Source organism: Vibrio sp. ED004, from assembly GCF_023206395.1.
Lineage (GTDB): Bacteria > Pseudomonadota > Gammaproteobacteria > Enterobacterales > Vibrionaceae > Vibrio.
In genome coordinates, this window is sequence record NZ_CP066149.1 from 2,893,501 (window position 1) to 2,913,508 (window position 20,008).

At 41.6% G+C, this 20,008-nt stretch carries 16 protein-coding genes; 14 read left to right on the forward strand and 2 right to left on the reverse strand.

Annotated elements, in window-relative coordinates:
- Positions 1-3 precede the first annotated feature (3 nt).
- Positions 4-381 carry a hypothetical protein gene (locus ITG10_RS13025; protein ID WP_017631040.1) on the reverse strand — a complete coding sequence of 126 codons (378 nt, stop codon included), beginning with the start codon at positions 379-381 and terminating at the stop codon, positions 4-6.
- Between the two features lie 77 nt (positions 382-458).
- Between ITG10_RS13025 and ITG10_RS13030 the strand changes: the two genes are divergently transcribed.
- Positions 459-608 (forward strand): hypothetical protein, encoded by a 150-nt coding sequence (locus tag ITG10_RS13030; protein WP_008220701.1) that lies wholly within the window; start codon positions 459-461, stop codon positions 606-608.
- Between the two features lie 160 nt (positions 609-768).
- Here ITG10_RS13030 and ITG10_RS26485 read toward each other — a convergent pair whose 3' ends face one another.
- Positions 769-1,167, reverse strand: coding sequence for a hypothetical protein (locus ITG10_RS26485; RefSeq protein ID WP_008220703.1), 399 nt, complete (start codon positions 1,165-1,167; stop codon positions 769-771).
- Between the two features lie 161 nt (positions 1,168-1,328).
- On the opposite strand from ITG10_RS26485, the gene ITG10_RS13035 reads away from it, so the two are divergent.
- From ITG10_RS13035 to ITG10_RS13095, 13 genes are all read left to right on the forward strand, one after another.
- Entirely contained in the window at positions 1,329-2,828 is a 1,500-nt protein-coding gene (locus ITG10_RS13035; RefSeq protein ID WP_017631038.1) for an N-6 DNA methylase, read from the forward strand.
- The gene (locus ITG10_RS13040; protein WP_017631037.1) at positions 2,828-4,594 is read left to right on the forward strand and encodes a restriction endonuclease subunit S; all 1,767 of its coding nucleotides are present in this window, start codon (positions 2,828-2,830) and stop codon (positions 4,592-4,594) included. The genes ITG10_RS13035 and ITG10_RS13040 overlap by 1 nt, the downstream gene beginning before the upstream one ends.
- 2 nt (positions 4,595-4,596) lie before the next feature.
- Positions 4,597-5,943: a DUF262 domain-containing protein gene (locus tag ITG10_RS13045; protein ID WP_017631036.1), complete on the forward strand. Its 1,347-nt coding sequence runs from the start codon at positions 4,597-4,599 to the stop codon at positions 5,941-5,943.
- Positions 5,936-7,855: a DUF262 domain-containing protein gene (locus ITG10_RS13050; protein ID WP_017631035.1), complete on the forward strand. Its 1,920-nt coding sequence runs from the start codon at positions 5,936-5,938 to the stop codon at positions 7,853-7,855. Before ITG10_RS13045 ends, ITG10_RS13050 begins: the two co-directional genes overlap by 8 nt.
- Before the next feature lie 49 nt (positions 7,856-7,904).
- On the forward strand, positions 7,905-9,221 hold the full coding sequence (locus ITG10_RS13055) for a hypothetical protein (protein ID WP_248386432.1): 1,317 nt from the start codon (positions 7,905-7,907) through the stop codon (positions 9,219-9,221).
- 98 nt (positions 9,222-9,319) lie between these two features.
- Positions 9,320-10,534, forward strand: coding sequence for a TniQ family protein (locus ITG10_RS13060; protein ID WP_017631033.1), 1,215 nt, complete (start codon positions 9,320-9,322; stop codon positions 10,532-10,534).
- Between the two features lie 2 nt (positions 10,535-10,536).
- Complete coding sequence (locus ITG10_RS13065) at positions 10,537-12,624, forward strand: type I-F CRISPR-associated protein Csy2 (protein WP_017631032.1); 2,088 nt, start codon at positions 10,537-10,539, stop codon at positions 12,622-12,624.
- A gap of 6 nt (positions 12,625-12,630) precedes the next feature.
- Positions 12,631-13,680 carry a type I-F CRISPR-associated protein Csy3 gene (csy3, locus tag ITG10_RS13070; RefSeq protein WP_248386433.1) on the forward strand — a complete coding sequence of 350 codons (1,050 nt, stop codon included), beginning with the start codon at positions 12,631-12,633 and terminating at the stop codon, positions 13,678-13,680.
- A gap of 9 nt (positions 13,681-13,689) precedes the next feature.
- Positions 13,690-14,295: a type I-F CRISPR-associated endoribonuclease Cas6/Csy4 gene (gene cas6f / locus ITG10_RS13075; protein ID WP_017631031.1), complete on the forward strand. Its 606-nt coding sequence runs from the start codon at positions 13,690-13,692 to the stop codon at positions 14,293-14,295.
- Positions 14,296-14,654: 359 nt separating this feature from the next.
- Positions 14,655-14,807 (forward strand): hypothetical protein, encoded by a 153-nt coding sequence (locus ITG10_RS13080; RefSeq protein WP_017108320.1) that lies wholly within the window; start codon positions 14,655-14,657, stop codon positions 14,805-14,807.
- 384 nt (positions 14,808-15,191) lie between these two features.
- Complete coding sequence (locus ITG10_RS13085) at positions 15,192-18,395, forward strand: response regulator (RefSeq protein ID WP_248386434.1); 3,204 nt, start codon at positions 15,192-15,194, stop codon at positions 18,393-18,395.
- 9 nt (positions 18,396-18,404) lie between these two features.
- Positions 18,405-18,881, forward strand: a complete 477-nt coding sequence (locus tag ITG10_RS13090; RefSeq protein WP_017631030.1) for a hypothetical protein — start codon at positions 18,405-18,407, stop codon at positions 18,879-18,881.
- Position 18,882: 1 nt separating this feature from the next.
- A complete protein-coding gene (locus tag ITG10_RS13095) occupies positions 18,883-19,986 on the forward strand; it encodes a hypothetical protein (RefSeq protein WP_026084266.1) in 1,104 nt (367 codons plus the stop codon).
- Positions 19,987-20,008: the final 22 nt, after the last annotated feature.

Here is a 20,008-nt window from a genome sequence, read left to right on the forward strand (position 1 = left end):
AATTTAGCGGCCTTTTTTGTCTTCATCGAAGAGATCCAGTTCAGATGAGAGTAGTGCAAGCTGATCGGCTAACATTCCGCTTATGCAGTTGTGATCAATATATCTAGGTAAAATATTGCCTAAGTTGAGGGCTTGGTAGTCAGGGTGTTCAAACAGTACTTGTAAATACTTATTAAGGCGCTCTTCAGGCGTCGAATCACGCTTTAGCTGCTTTTTGATGTTTTGACCAAGCTTACGGATATTCTCTTTGTCTGTTTCTTTAAAATCGTCGTTATCATTGAGCTCTTCGTAGAGTACATCAGCAAACCGATGATGGCTCCAACCTAATGCGTCTAAAGTATTTTGAATCTGTTTTTGCTTTTGTTTTGTAGTTGTCCCCATAGTTCCCCAACCCCTTAGTTAATATTACCTGGTCTTAGCGAAGACACATTAATAACGATATTTTTAAGGATAAAATCATGACTAAATCAAAAGCACCAATGACACCAGAAGCCGCTGCTCGCATTCAAGGTAATGCCGCAAAACAAAACGGTGGGCAAGTTCCTAAAGGCGACTTTGCTGGCCGAGCTCAACGCGCAGCTGCTCACAACCAAAAACAAGGGAAATAGGAGTTCATCATGAATAAACCCGCTTCAAGTACACCAAAAGGTGGCGCTAAGCCGAATCCAAATTACCCAAGCACGACGGGCAAACCATCAGGCGATGGCCGCGGAAACACACCTAAGCGCTAATAATTAAAGGAGGGGTAGCATTATGCTGCCTCTCTTTTTATGAGCATCTGTTGGCGTGTTGCTTGAATGTGCGAAGAAATATAGCTTGATCTGATTTGTAGTCTGAATATGCCACATCATTTTCTGTTTTTTCTAATGCGCATAAACAAGTTTCCCGTTTACTTTCATACCAACTTACGGACACCATGTTTTTGCTAGAATTCACGCAAGTATCGACAATCGCGTATTCCACTTCGAGAGGATACCTTTCTTTGTCTAACCCACTTTCAACAGCGTAACCTCCTAGGGCTCCAACCAGTAAAGCGGAGCTAGCAGAAACGAGCTTTCGCTTGCTGAACTTAAACCCTTTAAAACTCTTCTCACACTCTGAACACGATATGTTTTCTGCAAATTCAATCTCATTGTCCTTCTGGCAACGAGGGCATTCTATTTTCATTATTTAGCCAACTGTATTTATGATTATAATTATGATTTTATAAGTTCAGGCTATAGATTAATGAATCTTATATCTATGGTTTCATAGAACTAACTTCATTTTTTTTGACCTAGTTCTGCTATAATTCGCCACAAATTTCAGTTGTTTAAAAGTAGAAAAACATGTCTAGCAGTTCAGTTATCAAATCCATTCAAGACATCATGCGTAAAGATGCGGGTGTCGACGGTGATGCACAGCGCCTTGGTCAAATGTCTTGGTTACTTTTTCTTAAAGTATTTGACGCTCAAGAAGAAGAGTTAGAACTAGAACTGGACGACTACAAATCACCAATCCCAGAACAATATCTATGGCGTAATTGGGCGCAAGATGCCGAAGGCATTACCGGTGAAGCGCTGCTTGAGTTCGTAAACGATGACTTGTTCTACAAACTGAAAAACTTAACTGCACCTGTTGATCTAAACCCGCGAGGCTTTGTGGTGAAAGAAGCCTTTAGCGATGCGTTTAACTACATGAAAAACGGTACGTTGCTGCGCCAAGTGATCAACAAGCTGAATGAAATTGATTTTACTGACTCTTCAGAGCGCCACCTATTTGGTGATATCTACGAGCAGATCTTAAAAGACCTACAAAGTGCAGGTAACGCGGGGGAATTCTATACTCCACGTGCTGTTACACGCTTCATCGTTAATCGTTTAGACCCAAAACTGGGCGAAGCGATTATGGACCCAGCAACGGGTACGGGCGGCTTCCTAGCGTGTTCGTTTGACCATGTGAAAGACAACTACGTGAAGACTGCAGCGGATCACCAAACACTGCAAAAGCAGATCCACGGTGTCGAAAAGAAACAACTGCCACACCTACTGTGTATCACCAACATGATGCTGCACGGCATTGAAGTACCTGTGCAAATCAAACACGGCAATACGCTCAACAAGCCGCTTTCAAGCTGGGACAGCAACATCAATGTGATTGCGACCAACCCGCCGTTTGGTGGTACCGAAGAAGATGGCATTGAGAAAAACTTCCCGGCAGAAATGCAGACGCGTGAAACTGCCGATCTGTTCTTACAGCTTATTATTGAAGTACTTGATGAAAACAACGGTCGAGCAGGCGTAGTACTGCCAGATGGCACATTGTTTGGTGAAGGCGTTAAAACCAAAATCAAAAAGATGCTTACCGAAGAATGTAACCTGCACACCATTGTGCGTTTACCTAATGGGGTATTTAACCCATACACAGGCATCAAAACCAACATTCTGTTCTTCACCAAAGGCAAGCCAACTAAAGACGTATGGTTCTACGAGCACCCATACCCAGAAGGCGTGAAGAACTACAGCAAAACCAAACCAATGAAGTTTGAAGAGTTCCAACAAGAAATTGATTGGTGGGGCAATGAAGAAGACGGTTTTGCAAGCCGCGTTGAAAACAACCACGCTTGGAAAGTGCCAATCGGCGACATCATTGAGCGTAACTTCAACCTAGATATTAAAAACCCATATCAAGGTGAAGTGATAAGCCACGATCCACAAGAGCTGCTCGCAAACTACCAACAGCAACAGCAAGAGATCTCACAGCTTCGTAATCTGCTGAAAGACATTCTAGGCAGTGCGCTTAAATCATCTGTAGATTCAACATCAGAAACAACAGGTGAGAGTAAATAATGAGTGTAGAACAAACCTCGATGAACCAGTTGATTACAGACAATATCGACATTTGGACTTCAACCGTTAAAACCAAATCTGCCTCTGGTCGCGGTAGCAGCAAAAAGCGTGAGCTTTATGGCGTGAAGAAACTACGTGAGCTGATTTTAGAATTGGCGGTGCGCGGTAAGTTGGTACCGCAAGATTCGAATGATGAGCCTGCTTCTGTTTTGCTTGAGAGAATAGAGAAAGAAAAAGACAGCCTAATCAAAGAAAAGAAAATAAGAAAACCTTTAAAAACGGAACAGATTGGTAGTGATGAAGCTCCGTTTGAACTTCCTGTTGGTTGGGAGTGGAGAAGACTAGTTCATCTCGTGACAGTTTTAGGTGATGGCTTACATGGTACTCCCGAATATTCTGAAAATGGTGAATATTTTTTCGTCAATGGGAATAATCTGTCGAATGGTTCGATACAAATCAAACCTGAAACAAAACGAGTCTCCGAAGAACAATATCTGAAACATAAAAAAGATTTGAATGACAGAACTGTATTAGTTTCAATCAATGGAACGCTGGGTAATGTTGGTTTCTATAACAATGAAGCAGTAATGCTTGGAAAGAGTGCTTGCTACTTTAACTTATTCCAAGGTATTTCAAAGGACTACATTAAGCGTTTAATAGAATCACCTTACTTTAGGAATTATGCTTTTTCTGCAGCTACTGGTAGCACAATAAAAAACCTCGGCTTAAAAGCTATGAATAACTTTGTGCTTGCTGTTCCTTCTGAAGTTGAACAAAACCGCATCGTCGCCAAAGTCGATGAACTCATGACTCTCTGCGACCAACTAGAGCAACAAACCGAAGCCAGCATTGAAGCGCATCAGGTACTGGTTACAACGCTGTTAGACACGCTCACCAACTCTGCTGATGCCGACGAGCTAATGCAAAACTGGGAGCGCATCAGCGAGCACTTCGATACTCTGTTCACCACAGAAGCGAGCATCGAACAGCTAAAACAAACCATCTTGCAACTGGCGGTAATGGGTAAGCTATCAAAGCCTCTAGATTCTGATACACCTGTTTCAAATCATTTGGATAGTATCCTAGAGCAACAAAAGCTAACTGCTTCAGCCAAGGAGTTTAAGCTCATAGAGGCTGAACTAGCAAATACCAAAGTTGAAGTTGATACTAACAGGGTTATGTTAAAAGCCCGATGTTTTTGTGATTTCATTACAAAGGGAACAACACCAAGTAAAACAGAGTTACTAGAAATCGGAGATGTGCCTTTCTTAAAAGTTTATAACATTGTAGATAATCAATTAGACTTTGATTACAGACCAATTTTTATTTCTCAAGGTGTACATGAAGGAAAACTAAAGCGATCTATGGCAAGCCCTGGAGATGTGATAATGAACATTGTTGGACCGCCTTTAGGTAAAGTGACGGTTCTTACTGATCAATATACACAATGGAATATGAATCAGGCATTAGCTGTTTTTAAACCAGTAGATGTAGTTTTCAACCGTTACCTTTATTACGTATTATCTTGTGACTTGACTTTAAACTCAGTTTTAAAAGAAGTGAAAGGGACTGCTGGGCAAGACAATCTGTCTTTAGAACAATGCCGTGATTTGCTTATTCCAGTTATTGGTATTGAAGAGCAAAAAAGGTTAGTTGAGTTAGTCGACATACTATTAGATCTATGTAAGTTTCTAAAAACTCGCTTAGAAGAGTCTCAAAGCACGCAGCTACACCTCACTGACGCTATTGTTGAGCAGGCGGTGTAAGCATGGCAATTGTCTTCAATCAGCCTCAAACGATATCTCAGTTACTGGAACAAAGGCTTACAATTCCTGAGTACCAGCGCCCATACAAGTGGCAGCCAAAGCACGTAAATCAACTGATTGATGACATCTTTAACCACCGCACTAAGCCGTGTTATCGGCTTGGTACGGTGGTACTGCATCAAGATAAAGATTCAGAAAGTGGCGAAGAAAATCAGGCTCTCAACATCGTTGATGGTCAGCAGCGTCTTCTTACCCTAACGTTAATTTGCACCATTCTGGATACTGAACAGAAACGTATCTCATCAACGCTTCTTGAGCACAAATTTGAATCATCAGTCAGTATCGAAAACCTTAAGAATAATGCGCAAGTCATCTCTGAGCGAGTAGCAAGTCTTTCATCTACAGAAAAGCAGGAACTACTCGATTTCGTTCTTAACAAGTGCGAGCTTATTCAAGTTACGCTAGATTATCTCAGTGAAGCCTTCCAGTTTTTCGATTCACAAAATGCTCGCGGTAAAGCGCTTGCACCTCATGATCTGCTCAAAGCTTACCATCTACGTGAAATGATGGACTCGACAGAGCAAACAGAGCGCCTACACCATGTAAGCTTGTGGGAGCAGGGCGTTAACCCAGATGATGACTCTGCGAATTTGCACACTATCATGGGAGAGTTCTTGTTCCGTATACGCCGCTGGATTGATGGTGACTACGGTATACAGTTCAGTCGCCATAACATTGATGTATTCAAAGGCATTAACCTAGACAGCACTCAATACGCCTATGTAGATTCTATGCTTGCGCTTGATTATGCGATTGAAACCTTTAATGCCGATCCTGCACGTAAATGGGACAAGCAAACCAAGGGCTATCCGTTCCAAGTGGATCAGGTGATGATCAACGGCAAGCGCTTCTTTGAGTACATTCAGCACTACATGGCGATTCACTCGACCTTGTTCGTTGGTGATGATGCAAGGCTATCTTCATTCGTCGATAAGCACGCTAAGTACAAAGGCAGTAGCCGTAAAGGGGATAGCTATGTACGAAACCTATTTTTGTGTGTGGTGATGTATTACTACGACAAGTTCGGTGATGTGGAGTTAGAGAAAGCCGCACAGGTTTGTTATCGCTGGAGTTATTTCCTTCGCCTTGAGCTACAACGTATCGGTATGGAGTCGGTAGATAACCACGCTAAGGATCGTAGTGGGCTGTTTAGAGCAATCAGCAAAGCTGTTCACCCTCAACAGGTGTTGAACTTTCAGCCTCCTTACATTCAAGAGCCTAAGTTCAAGAACGCGAAGAACGTGCAGGCATCTATTGACGCAATGAAATCGGGAAGTGTAAATGAGTGATTCGAACCAAGTAGAGCAGTTATCCGTTAGAGCACTTTTCGACAGCAAAACCCAATATGTCATTCCTATCTATCAGCGTAACTACGCTTGGGGCGCGACAGAGATTGAGCAGCTTATCCAAGATATCAGTGATGCTGCAGGGCTTATAACTCAATCTGATGAAACCGCTACTGCCAAACAAGTAAAATATTATCTAGGTAGCCTTGTGGTTTATCAGCGCACAACGCATTCACACCAATCGAATGTGGTATACGAAACCATTGATGGACAGCAAAGACATACAACGCTCTCTATCTTGTTGGCGTACCTCAAAAATCGTAATGTGCTCGCAGAGAATGAGCTAGAAGGGTTAGACATTAATCTCACCTTTGATAGTCGTCCAAAATCCTCCAGAGCATTAGATGACATATATACAGGCAGAACCAATGGTGAGTCAGAAGAGCCTAACATCCATGCTGCTTTCAACATCATTAAACGTTATTTCAAAACCAAAGGCTTAGATGCACAAGCGAAGACTCAACAGTTCTTTGATTATCTATTAGAAAGCGTCACTATCCTTAGAGTCGTCGTGCCACCACAAACCGATCTTAACCACTACTTTGAGATCATGAATAACCGTGGTGAGCAGCTAGAAAAGCATGAAGTATTGAAAGCAAAATTCATGGCAACGCTTGGTGATGATGAGGAAAGAGGCTGCTTTTCCACTGTTTGGGATGCTTGTGCGAATATGACGCGCTATACCCAAATGGGTTTCCAATCGGACTTACGAAAAGACGTATTTGGCTCAGATTGGCAGACAATGCCAACAAGCTTTGAAGCGATTCAAGAAAAGCACACGAGCAAGCAGCAAAAAGAAGATGCAATGACGCTGCGAGAAATCATCAGTAACAAGGCATCTCGCTCAAATACTGACGATGACGAGCGAGAGAAAGAAGAACGCTTTGGTTCGGTTATCGACTTCTCAAACTTCTTACTTCATGTCTTAAAATTGATGAAGATGGAAGAGAACGTTTCGCTTGATGATAAGAAGTTGATCGACGCATTTATCTCTAAAGATGATGGTCTGAAGGTTGGCGCTAAAGCTTTTGTCTATGAACTGCTTAAATGCCGAATTCTGTTTGATAGTTACGTAATTAAGCCTGACCAGCACGATGAAAAGCGTAAGTGGAGCTTGTTAAGACTTAGCTCTTACATAAACAAAAATAGTTTGAGTCCAGAGTACCCAAATGCCTTCAGTAGCGATAACAACGAAAAGATTCGTATGATCTTGGCAATGTTCCATGTATCGAATCCTGCTTTGGTATATAAGCGTTGGTTGAATGACGCTTTACGGGTATTGAACGATCTCGCTACAGAAGACCGATTGGAAGTTGATGGTAGTTCGTACTTAGCTGCACTTGAAAAGCAGAGTGACAAGTATTTTGATGAGATCTGTGGTGGCTCTCAACTTGAGTTTACAGAGAACAATGTCGGTGTATTACATCAAGGTACAGGTGTTCAGAACTTCGTATTTAACCGTTTGGATTACCTACTTTGGCGCAACCTATCAGACGGGAAGCCAGTTGGCGACATTACTAAAGAGACTCTAGGAGCCCACTTCACAAGCTTTCATTTTGCGTTCAGGACTTCAGTTGAGCACTACTTCCCACAAACCGACCCATCTGGTGCAAGTAAGATGCAGGACGTGGATCGTTTCGGTAACCTTTGCCTTATTTCGCCAAGCAGCAACTCAAGACTTAGCAATTACTCTCCTCAAGATAAGAAGAAATTCTATAAAGAAAACAATCGTGCAGAGAGTTTAAAGCAAGCCATCATGATGAGTTATGACGATTGGGGACCCGATGGTGTGGCACGTGAAAATATTCAGAATCATGAAAAAGTGATGATTAAGGTTCTGCGAGATCAAATTTGAGAAGCAATAAAGTAGTTTGGGCAATGTCATTAATTAGAGCTTTATAGAAATGATGAAGTTAATCGAAGATTTTTGTTCCTCCATAGCAGGAACGGCAAAAACAAGAGTGAGTGACCCATTTATAGGAACATTCATATTTTCTTGGTTTGTATGTAATTGGAATTATGTTGCTCTGCTTTTTTGGGGAGAAGGAAATGCTACTGAGAGAGTTGGCGCTTTTTACATCTACCTTTCAAGGACATCGATCCTAGGGTGGAATAGCCTTTTTGTCTTTCCTTTTTTAGTGACTCTATTTTACTTGTTTGCTTTCCCTTGGTTGTCACTGTGCGTGAAAAGGATACAAAAATCGGTTAATGATAAACTGCATCAACAAGCCGTCGAGATTGAAGAAGATAAAGTTGATCAACAAGAAAGTTTGAGTAAAGCCAGACTTAGGGCTGACCCAGATAAACAGTTTTTGGAACAACTTGTTCAGCAAGATATCGATAAAAGAAATGAAATACTTGAGCACATAAAACAACGAACGGTGCGTCTTGAAGCTAAAGCTAATGAAGCATTGAGCCAAGAAAAAGAACAAGAGGCTAAAACCAAAGAAGCTCAAAGTAATGCTAAAGCGATGGAGTTGGAACTAGATAAAAAGACCAAACAAGCAGAATTAGAACGAGTCCGGTTTGAAAGTAACAGTGCTAAAGCAAGAGCTACACTAGCATCACATCGCTTCCCATCGGTTTATTTTCTTATGCTCAAAATAGAGGAAAGCCTTGGCCAAGATAATGTTCAACTTTCTTTGAAAGCGTCAGGCGAAATTGTAGCGGCGTTATTTGGATATGAGAACTTTGAAGAAGTCTTAGCAGATGAAAAATTTAATAATGATTCGTTAGAAAGAGTTAATTATGTTTACTACGATGATGGGCTTGCGAAAAGATTGGAACAAATTATTTTAGGTGAAGACTCAGAAAATGAAGACTTATCAGCTGACCTAATTTTTGATCACCTACAGAACCTCTTCGAAGATGAACCCTTTGAGCTCGTTACTAGTGATCGACTGGAAGAATATAGTAGAGAGGCAATAGAGAATAATTCCTATGACCTATTGAATGGGGAAGGAACTTCAGGTGGAAGGGCTGAATCCGATACGATCTTTGGAGATATAGACGACATACATGTTGATAGTTCCACTTTTGATGAGGGTTTTTCTGCAAAGGTTATAGTTGCAGCTAGTGGAGAACATCGAAGAGAAAGTGGAATACCTGGAAGAACGATGACTATCTCCGTAGAAATGAAGTGTGATGTTATTGTCGGTAAGTATGGATTAGGAGCGGTAGAAGAAGGCCAAGTGGTTGGTTCTTTGGATGATTTTGACTAAAGTTCGCAACCACTTAACAAATTCACATAACTAGATTTGCTTTTCAGGGAATTAGGCTCACACTAAAACTTAGATACTCTAAGTTTTAGTGGTGGCATGTGAAAGCGGATATTCAACTTTACCCTGACGAATCGCTCGAAAGCTTCTTGTTGCGTTTATCGCAAGAACAAGGCTACGAGCGATTTTCTCATTTCGCCGAAGATATCTGGTTCGACACCATGGATCAGCATGAGGCGATTGCTGGTGCTTTCCCCTTAGAGCTCGAACGAGTCAATATCTACCACGCTCAAACCACAAGCCAAATGCGAGTGCGGGTTCTTATCCACCTTGAGAACCAATTAAAGCTCAACAACTTTGGTGTATTGCGCCTAGCGCTATCACATTCAAAATCTCAATTCTCTCCGCAATATAAAGCTGTACATAGGTTCGGGGCTGATTACCCTTATGCTTTTGTTCGTAAGCGCTTCACGCCTATTTGTCCCCTATGTATTGGCGAAGCTCCTTACATTCATCAGCAGTGGCAATTTATCTCTCACCAAGCCTGTGAGCATCATGGCTGTAAACTGATTCATCACTGCCCTGAGTGTAAGTCGAGGCTTGAATACCAAAGTACCGAGAGTAGTAGCCAATGTGAATGTGGTTTTGAACTCCGAAACTCGCCAGTCGAAGATGCGCCAGAGGCTGAGCTTTTGGTCGCTAGATGGTTATCGGGAAATGATTCAAAACCCTTGGGATTACTAAAAACAGAAATGACGTTATCTGAGCGCTATGGTTTTTTACTTTGGTATGTAAATCGCTATGGTGAGTTTGATGATGATCTCTGTTTTGAGTCATTCATTGAATATTGTGGCGCTTGGCCAACGTCATTGTGGCAAGACCTCGATGTTTTGAAAGAGAAGGCAGAGCTCGTCCGAGTAAAAGATTGGAAGAAGATGTTTTTCAATGAAGCTTTTGGTGCTCTGCTTAAAGATTGCCGTCAGTTACCCAGTCGGCAGTTGAGTCACAATATCGTACTGACACAGGTGTTAGCTTACTTTACAAAGCTAATGGCAACAGTGCCTCCAAGCGCGAAAGGAAATATCGGTGATGTACTGCTCAGCCCCTTAGAAGCTTCTACATTGCTTTCTTGTACAACAGATGAGGTATATCGGTTGTATGAGTTTGGTGAGATCAAAGCCGCTATCAGGCCGCGAATGCATACCAAAATTGCAAGTCATGAATCGGCATTTACTTTAAGAAGTGTCATCGAGACAAAGTTGACTCGAATGAGCTCTGAAAGTGATGGTTTAAGTGTGTATCTACCTGAGTGGTAATTATGACGAAATTAAGAGACTTATTAGCAATTGAAGACGAGACAGTAAAGCAGATTACGCTAAAGAAGATGTTCATGGCCTATACGGAAGATGTCTGTGTTGAAGGGTGTGAAAAAGAAGCGTTAACGATTTTGCTCAATCTCAGTTCAAGCCATCAAGCGGATAGATGCTCGGATTGGTTGGATATTACCCGCGCTAAAAGGCATTTAAAAGCGGCTGAGAACCTAGAGGCGTCCCTTGATGAAATCAAATGGTTCCATACTCATAATCTCAAGTTTCCAGACTGCCGAGTTAAAGATCAGCGGATAATTGCACAACCTCTTGCTACAACCGAGGCGTTTATCTCAAGCTTAGTATTAGAGCAACGTTTGGGGTGGGCGCATAACTCTGCGGTGTATCGCCATACATTGTGGTTATTGAATCCTTTTCGTTGGCAATCACAGTCCGTGAGTCTTCATTCACTTATTCAGCAAGAAACCCCTGTTTGGCTCGAGCTGCTTAAAGGTTTTGGTTTAGGCACTAAGTCACTTGCTCGCTTACAAAACACAATGGCAGAACAGCTACCTGAAAATAGCCTCCCTGACAGAGTCAGTACTTACAGCAAGCAACTACGGTTTCCATGGGGGGATGATTATGTTTCGGTGACCCCAGTGGTCAGTCATACCATCCAAAGTGAGCTAGAAGTGAGATCGCGAAGTCAGGAAAGTAAGCTCTGCTTTGTGTCTTCGTCATTGCCAAACTCGGCAAGTATCGGGAATCTGTGTGGCAGTTTAGGTGGGCATATGAAAGTCCTAAACTACCCGCTAGACGTCAAACCAGCGCAGGGTGGGACGTTAACTGAAAGTCGCAAAAAGAGTGGCCACTACTTTGATGACTATCAGGTAACTAACGCTAAAAGTTGTCAGGTGTTAAATCATCTAATTGGTTCAGAGCCATCAAAAACACAGAAGCAAAGAGAGAACGCTCGTAAGGTTAGAAGTAAGATATTGCGAAAGCAGATAGCCCTGTGGATGCTACCATTAATTGAGTTAAGAGATATCGTTGATGCTGACTCTAATCAACAGCAATTGGAACATGATGACACTTTAGCTCAAGCCTTTTTGGCGCTACCAGAATCGGATCTAGGCTCTTTAGCTAATGAGTTTAACCGTCGCTTGCATCTCACGTTTCAGAATAATACGTATGCCGCAAAGTTTGCCTATCACCCTAAGCTTATGCAGGTCGCCAAAGCCCAAATTGTATGGGTACTTGAACAACTTAGTAAACCAAATGGCAATGAAGATAAGGTAGCGGGTGAGCAGTATATCTATTTGTCATCAATGAGAGTGCAAGATGCGGTCGCAATGAGTAGCCCATATCTGTGTGGTGCTCCTTCTTTGACGGCTATTTGGGGTTTTATGCACCGCTATCAAAGAGAGTTTAACAAGCTAGTTAATTGTGATTCCCCGTTTGAGTTTTCGAGTTTCTCTTTTTATGTTCGAAGCGAGAACATTCAACCGACAGCTAAGCTTACAGAACCTAACTCAGTCGCCAAAGCGCGAACGGTTTCTAGCGTAAAACGGCCTGCTATCCGCACAGAACGATTGGCGGATATTGAAATAGACTTAGTTATCAGAGTCCATAGTGATAGTCGTATTTCAGATTTTAAGTCAGCGCTTAAAACAGCTCTTCCCGTAGTTTTTGCCGGAGGGGCATTATACCAACCACAGCTATCGACGCAGATTGAGTGGCTAAGGACGTTTACCAGTAAGAGCGAGCTTTTCCATGTCATAAAAGGGTTGCCAGCATACGGACGATGGTTATATCCAAGTGAGAACCAGCCGAGTGACTTTGATGACCTAGAGCATTTAATAACGAAAGACGCTGATAATTTGCCAGTTTCTATTGGCTACTATTTGTTAGAACGCCCCACTAAACGGTGCAACTCAATCACCAATTATCACGCTTATGCAGAGAATGCGATAGGGTTAGCTAAAAAAGTGAATCCAATAGAAGTACGTTTTAGTGGAAGAGATCACTTTTTAAACCATGCCTTTTGGTCGATAGAATGCAGTAGCGAAACTATTCTTATAAAAAACTATAGGGATTAATCGTTTATGGAACTTTGTACTCAGCTGAACTACGTACGCTCTCTTTCCGCTGGCAAAGCATATTTCTACCATCTTTCGAAAAGTGGTGAGATGTGTCCCCTTGAAATTGATAGAACTAGGTTGCGCGCACCAAAAGGGGGTTATGCAGAAGCATATAAGGGAGACAAGTTTGCTGAAAAGAATGTTGCTCCACAAGATTTAGCTTATTCCAATCGTCCGTTCATTGAAGAGTGTTATGTAAAGCCGGGTGTAGATGATATCTACTGTGCATTCCCCCTTCGAATTCGAGCCAATTCTCTAACCCCATATATCTGTAGTGACGGTGAAGTACGCGGTAAACTTTCATTACTGGCTAAAACTTACAAAGAGCTCAATGGGTATCAGGAGCTAGCTCATCGATACGCAAAGAACATCCTGCTTGGCACTTGGCTTTGGAGAAACAGAGAGTGTCGACAATTGTCGATAGAAGTGACCACCAGTGATTCACAAACCTTGATTATAGAAAACGCAACAAGGCTTTCTTGGTATGGTCATTGGGACGAAGATTCAGCAGGATGTCTAGAAAAGCTCACAGCCTATTTGATGCGAGCCCTTTCTGACCCAACCGAATACTCCTACATGGATGTCAAAGCTAAAATTGGAGTTGGTTGGGGAGATGAGGTTTACCCAAGCCAAGAGTTTTTAGATAGCCAAGAAGATGGTGTTCCTACTAAGCAGCTTGCCACCATAAAACTATTGAACGGACAGGAAACTGTTGCATTTCATGGTCAAAAAATTGGTGCAGCTTTGCAATCGATTGACGATTGGTGGCATGAAGACGCAGATAAGCCATTAAGAGTGAATGAGTATGGCGCTGATAGAGAATACGTTATAGCAAGGCGACACGTAACACTTAAGAACGATTTCTATCAGCTGCTTAGAAATACCGAGAATTGGACTGAAAGCATGACTGCTACTCAGGCCATTCCCAATGATGTTCATTTTATCATGTCTGTCTTGATCAAAGGCGGCCTATTCAATTGCTCAAGTTCAAAGTCTAAAACGAAGGCTAAGTAAGGGAGAGCTATGACTAAGCGTTACTACTTCTTAATACGTTACATACCTGCACAAGCCGACTATGAGCTGTTAGCAGGGCGTTGTATCTCCCAAATGCACTTGTTTATGGTGAATAACCGACAAGCCATGAATAAAATAGGTGTGAGCTTTCCCTACTGGAGTGATGTTACGGTTGGTCAAACCATAGCTTTTGTTGCCGAAGATAAAGATATGATGGTTGGACTCTCTTTTCAGCCCTATTTCTCTGTGATGGTAAATGAAGGTTTGTTTGAGATCTCCAGTGTTTGTGAGGTGCCTGACATTGCGGTTGAGGTGAGGTTTACCCGTAATCAAACGATTGGGAAAAGTTTTCTGGGCTCCAAGAAACGTCGAATCAAACGTAGCATGGCTAGATCCGAACTATCTGGTGTTGAACCATCGTTACCAGCCACTAATGAAGAGCGTGCCATCGATAGTTTTCATCGAATCCCAATCTCCAGCGGTTCATCAGGGGAAAGTTATATTTTGTTTGTACAAAAGGAGCTTGTTAGTGAGCGCGATGCAGCAAACTTTAACAGCTATGGTTTAGCCACCAATCAAGAAAGAAAAGGCACAGTACCTGAGTTACGTTTTTAACCCCTTTTTCTAAAGCTCTTTTTTAGAGAAGTAAAAACAAGGGCTTACAGAAGTAAGGAGAAAAAGGGTATTTTGATAAATTGTGACCTTAAGCACGCAGAATCAGAAGGTTAGAGACTATATTCTACAGTGTCCTGCCGAATAGGCAGCTAAGAAACATCAACAACAAGAAATAGAATTAAGCTCGTGGTGTCCTGCCGAATAGGCAGCTAAGAATAGGCCAGGAAGAAAGCAACCTTCCTGCTGAACAAGCAGTTAATAATCAAAACCATCATGTTTAGGCTTGATGGTTTTTTGTTGGGCATGTTGATATTAAACTGTTAAGACAAAATTTTTCTAAGTAGTAAAGTGAGTATGAGATGAGTGATGTTTTGAATATGGTGCATGAGACAGTAAACGACTTATACGAAAGTGGTGCTGTAGATCAAGCAACGTTAAACCAGGTTGAGAAGATATGTTTAACCGTAGCCGATGATGATGGTGGAGATCAGGAAAGTAAAGAAAGCTCTTAGTTATCGAATTTTGACAAGCGCCTTCGGTAATTAAGCGCTTGATGATCACAATACTAGCTTGATCTCAATACTAGCTTGATCTCAGCTAGCGCATTTTTGCCCCATTATCACACAGAGTAAATACTCATTCACATCTTGTTAATGTGCATTCCCCTACCAAATCTAATCCGATTTGAAGAAAGGGTAAGCAATCAAAAGCTATAATCATAATTCTAAATAAGCTCCTCCGGCATTCAAGTTCAAGGAATTTAGCGTTATCCCAAAACCAATGGTTTATATATCCTTGCGCACACTTTCAATAAATTATGCTGCTTAAGGTATCCACCTCAACATTTCCACCCTAAAATAAAAACTTAAAAGAATCATTTGGATGGACCCTCATATATGATTACCAAAGTCTGGAATAACCTGTCAGTTAAACATAAAATATTTAGCCTAGTTCTGCTTCCCATTTCTTTGCTGCTTTTCCTTGCTGGTAGACAAGTTTATTTCTTAACTACTCAATTAGCCGATTTTGAACGAGCTAATCTATTGTCTGTGTATCTTCAAGACATTTCAGTTTTGTATCAAAGCTCACTTTCCTCCACTCAGGATGAGTTTTCTACGCAAAGTAGTCAGGTAAAAACAGAATTAGAAATTCTCTCACCTACCATTTTTTTAGACGCTTCTGAGGAAATGAATCAATTGGTCGATGATTTCAGTGAAGCGACTTTATTAACAATAGAGGCAACTGATAGTTACGATAAATTGGATGCTCTGGAATGGCAGGGCGATTTATACAAACAGTTGTTGCTTGAAACAGAAAAAGTCCCCTTCGAAAAGACTAAGCTCGAAATACAACAACATCTCACGGCATTACAACAACTTGAATGGTTAATGTTTTGGTCTAAGGAAGAGTTCAAACTGAGTTCCTCATTAATCGAGATATTCCAAAGCAGCCAAGAATACGACCCTGAGCTTGCCGAGCAGATAGAGACATTGAGCGAAAGGCAACTATTGTTTCTAGAGCGATTTGTCTCTTTAAACGCGAATGAAAATCAAGTTTCCCTAATGGTCGAAGTCTTTAGAAGTGAAGTGTTTGCTCAAAGCCAAGAGATTAGAAATGCGTTGCTTAACCTTAATATGTTTAGGCAACTTACTCCACAACAGATGTCTGTTGGTCTCGAAGCGATGAGAGAACGACTCAGCTTGTTACAAACTCTTGGCAATGTTATCAAACAAGAGTTCCAGCAAGAGGTTGATGAGTCCATCTCTGAGGCAAAAATACAGCGAACACTCTTCATCTCCATCGTTGCCGTACTTGCGGCCATCGTTATGGGCTTAGCTCTCAGCTTGGCAAGGCAGGTCACCAATAATTTAAAATTAGTCTTGGATTTCTTAAAAAATGAGGATGAAACTAATAGACCTTGTTTATATCAACTGATCCAAGGTAAAGACGAACTTAGCCTATTTGCTCAGCAAGTAGAAAAGTTAACGCTCGAACGAGAGCTGGCAAAAGAAAAGCTCACCATTGCAAAGGAAGAGGCAGAAAACGCCAGAAGAAACGCGGAAGAAGCTAAAGAGCACGCAATTCAAGCAAGTAAAGCTAAAAGTAGCTTCTTGGCCAACATGTCCCATGAAATACGGACACCACTTAATGGCGTCATTGGCATTTCAGAAATCCTTTCTGATACCCCCTTAACAGCAACACAACGTGATTATGTTGATACCATTGAGACTTCATCTCAGCTGCTCTTGAGTTTAATTAATGATATATTAGACTTCTCTAAAATAGAGTCTGGTATGTTATTAATCAGCCCTCACTCAACGTCTGTTCGAGAGTCGATATACGACATCGCATCGATTGTGTCGCCAAAAGCGAAAGAACAAAAGATCTCTGTGAACGTAGATATCAGTCCAGATACCCCCGCACGAGTGATGATCGATGATCACCGGTTAAGACAAATCTTGATGAACTTTATGTCGAATGCGGTTAAATTTACGTCAAAAGGTGGTGCTACTCTATCAGTTAAGACCCTGAATCAGTCCGATGACAATGTCACCTTGCGTTTTGCGGTGCGTGATACGGGGATTGGCATCGATAAGCAGCAACAAAAACAAATATTCGAACCGTTTGCTCAAGAAGATGATTCCACAACCCGACAATTTGGAGGTACCGGACTTGGCCTAGCTATCAGTACCCAACTTGTCGAATTGATGGGGGGGCAGATACAACTCGATTCTGTGAAAGGCGAAGGCAGTTGCTTCTACTTTGACCTAACGCTACCTATAGACATGATGCAAGCAAAGCAAAGCACTGCCTCAGCCAATATCTACATTCTGGGTAACGATAATGGACTCTCCGACCGCATAGAAAGCGACCTCAATCTTTATGGTTTGAAGGTGACTCAACAAACGAATAGTGTCGATAGCATCCATAAGCAGATTTCAGCGACCAAGCAAGCAAAGCCAATCACGGTCATTTTTGCTGAAGACGATGATTTTCAAGCGAGTGGCTATTCTGACAGCCTAGATAAACTTCATGAGAGCGGCGCGACGATTTGTTTAATTCGCTCTTTTTTAGGAAACGCTGCTGATATAGGCAACTGTATTACCGCTCAAGTGTCACAGCCCTTACTTGGCTCACGCCTGATAAAAGCTATAGAGCTTTGCGATACGCAGGGGCGAGCTGAATTATTAGAAGCCAACCAACAACCCGATACCGCTCAACATAGAATATTGATTGTTGAAGACAACAAAATAAACCAAAAGATTGCCGGGTTGCATGTCGGAAAAAGTGGATACGAATTTGAGTTCGCGAATAATGGGCAAGAAGCGGTGGACATGTTTACCGCTACCCCTAATTACGCCGCGATACTGATGGATTGCATGATGCCCGTTATGGATGGTTTTGAAGCGACAGAACATATCCGACGCATCGAAAAAGAGACCAAAGCGACGCGTCGTATCCCAATCATCGCCCTAACTGCCAGTGTTATTGATGACGATATTCAAAAATGTTTCGATGTGGGGATGGACGACTACGTCCCAAAACCCTTCAAATTCGAAGTGTTAAAAGAGAAAGTCCTTACTGCTGTGGATGCTATGCCATTGCCGACTGCGCATAATGTAAAGCAAGCACTCACCTCTTCAACAACCGCCCCCACACACAAGACAAATTCTGCTAAGAACACACGACCAGAAGAAGCTGAGGAAGTTCAAGTAACCACGAAGTCTGAGAAAATTCTCTTGGTCGAGGATAATCGTGTCAATCAAAAAGTCGCGTCAGTCATGCTTAAGAAAGCAGGGTATACATTTGAAATCGCAGACAACGGGCAAATCGCTGTGGATATGTACCAGAAGGATAATAGCTTTGACATTATTTTAATGGATTGCATGATGCCGGTGATGGATGGCTTCACTGCAACGAAGAATATTCGCGAACACGAAGAAAAATTAAACTTATGCAAAACTCCTATTATCGCGTTAACCGCCAGCGTTATCGATGATGATATACAAAAGTGCTTTGATTCCGGAATGGATGGTTACGTAGCAAAGCCCGTTAGGAAAGAAAAATTATTTCATCAAATAGACAGCGCGATTAGTTAGGAGAAACCAATGGATTGGAAAAAAACATTAAAAACACTCCAATGCAGAGCACTGCTATCAGCAGTTATCGGTTTACTAGGGAGCTTACTCTTGATAAGCCCTGTTCATGCAGCGGAAGATTACGCCATATTCTCTTTAGATTCAGGGTTTGAGAAGATATCAATCAACAAAGCTAGAAAGCTATACAGAGGAAAAACTAAACGTCTGAATGGCAATCGTGTAGAGTTATCTGATTGGCCGGAAAACAGCGCCGAGAGAGAGCGCTTTTATCAGCTATTACTTGGAAAAAACGCAGCTCAAATGAATGCTCACTGGGCGGGATTATCTTTTTCTGGTAAAGCTCGTCATCCAAGAGAAATCAAAACTGCATCAATCAACAGTTTAGTGGGTTGGCTTGGTGATAAACCATACCGCATTGGATACTCTCCTCTATCTTTAATCCCTCAAAATGCCAATGTACTTTACGTTGTAAAAGCGGAGAAATAAAATGAAAAGAATAATGATATCAATGCTCTGTGCCTCAATATCCTCTCCGGCTTTGGCGGCCATTGAACTCACCGATAACTTGTCCTTGAGTGGCTTTGGTTCAACATCTTGGACAAAATCAGACAATAAAAACCCATTAGTGTTGACTCGAAGTTTTACTGATGAGAACTGTTACGATTGTGACATAACTTTTGGTATTCAATTGGACTACTTTTACAATTCATTTAAAGCGTCGGTTCAGGTTGTGAAAGTACCAAGGTTTGAATGGAGTGACCCTCAGCTGGAGTGGGCTTATATTGGTTATGAATTCAACGACTACGATGTCAATGTTGGGCGTCTACGAATTCCCCTTTTCCTCTCATCTGAATATTACTATGTGGGCCAAGCATACATGACCGCTAGACCCCCATCTGAGGTTTATAACGCTATTCTTGGTATTACTGCTTTCAACGGTATAAAAGTCAACTGGACATATGATGTGAGCGACGAAACGACTCTATACATCTCTCCATTTTTTGGTGTGAAAGACAAAAATGATATTGAGTTTAATTCGAGTATAGATTTAGAGTTTGAAACCAATCGAACGTTTGGTGCTAACTTTCAATTAAGCGCTGAACACTATCGTTGGAATTTCTCGTTCCTCGATTCTAATTTTGATCAAACCGCCTCTGGTACATCTAAAATTAAAATCCCAGGAACATTGACTGAAATTACTGTTCCATTTGAGTACAAAGAAGAAAACATACATATTCAGCTTTGGTCATTAGGTGCAGAATATGAATTTGGCCAAGCTGTATTTACAAGTGAAGGTCAAATTAATGATTTCTCATCATCACTGTACGCAAGCTTGGGATACAGGCTTACTTCAGTCACGCCTTATATTGTTTATGGTGCAGAATTTGACTCGAACGAGCACTTAGAAGGCAATAGTTATTTAATAGGAGTTGATTATGATGTGTTACCTAATGTTTCTATAAATGGTGAGGTTCAATACTTCGAAGCTCGCAAAGAAAATGGCCCCTTTATCGAGCAATTTAATCCAATGACTGGCTTTGATGATAAAGATGCTGTGCTCTACACCATTATGTTAAGTTTTGTGTTCTAACTCATCAAAAGCTTAACGGTTA

Excerpts from the sequence above, each read along its gene's own strand:
- ITG10_RS13025 (WP_017631040.1), bottom strand. The coding sequence starts at position 381 with ATGGGGACAACTACAAAACAAAAGCAAAAACAGATTCAAAATACTTTA.
- ITG10_RS13030 (WP_008220701.1), top strand. The coding sequence starts at position 459 with ATGACTAAATCAAAAGCACCAATGACACCAGAAGCCGCTGCTCGCATT.
- ITG10_RS26485 (WP_008220703.1), bottom strand. The coding sequence starts at position 1,167 with ATGAAAATAGAATGCCCTCGTTGCCAGAAGGACAATGAGATTGAATTT.
- ITG10_RS13035 (WP_017631038.1), top strand. The coding sequence starts at position 1,329 with ATGTCTAGCAGTTCAGTTATCAAATCCATTCAAGACATCATGCGTAAA.
- ITG10_RS13040 (WP_017631037.1), top strand. The coding sequence starts at position 2,828 with ATGAGTGTAGAACAAACCTCGATGAACCAGTTGATTACAGACAATATC.
- ITG10_RS13045 (WP_017631036.1), top strand. The coding sequence starts at position 4,597 with ATGGCAATTGTCTTCAATCAGCCTCAAACGATATCTCAGTTACTGGAA.
- ITG10_RS13050 (WP_017631035.1), top strand. The coding sequence starts at position 5,936 with ATGAGTGATTCGAACCAAGTAGAGCAGTTATCCGTTAGAGCACTTTTC.
- ITG10_RS13055 (WP_248386432.1), top strand. The coding sequence starts at position 7,905 with ATGATGAAGTTAATCGAAGATTTTTGTTCCTCCATAGCAGGAACGGCA.
- ITG10_RS13065 (WP_017631032.1), top strand. The coding sequence starts at position 10,537 with ATGACGAAATTAAGAGACTTATTAGCAATTGAAGACGAGACAGTAAAG.
- csy3 (WP_248386433.1), top strand. The coding sequence starts at position 12,631 with ATGGAACTTTGTACTCAGCTGAACTACGTACGCTCTCTTTCCGCTGGC.
- cas6f (WP_017631031.1), top strand. The coding sequence starts at position 13,690 with ATGACTAAGCGTTACTACTTCTTAATACGTTACATACCTGCACAAGCC.
- ITG10_RS13080 (WP_017108320.1), top strand. The coding sequence starts at position 14,655 with ATGAGTGATGTTTTGAATATGGTGCATGAGACAGTAAACGACTTATAC.
- ITG10_RS13085 (WP_248386434.1), top strand. The coding sequence starts at position 15,192 with ATGATTACCAAAGTCTGGAATAACCTGTCAGTTAAACATAAAATATTT.
- ITG10_RS13090 (WP_017631030.1), top strand. The coding sequence starts at position 18,405 with ATGGATTGGAAAAAAACATTAAAAACACTCCAATGCAGAGCACTGCTA.
- ITG10_RS13095 (WP_026084266.1), top strand. The coding sequence starts at position 18,883 with ATGAAAAGAATAATGATATCAATGCTCTGTGCCTCAATATCCTCTCCG.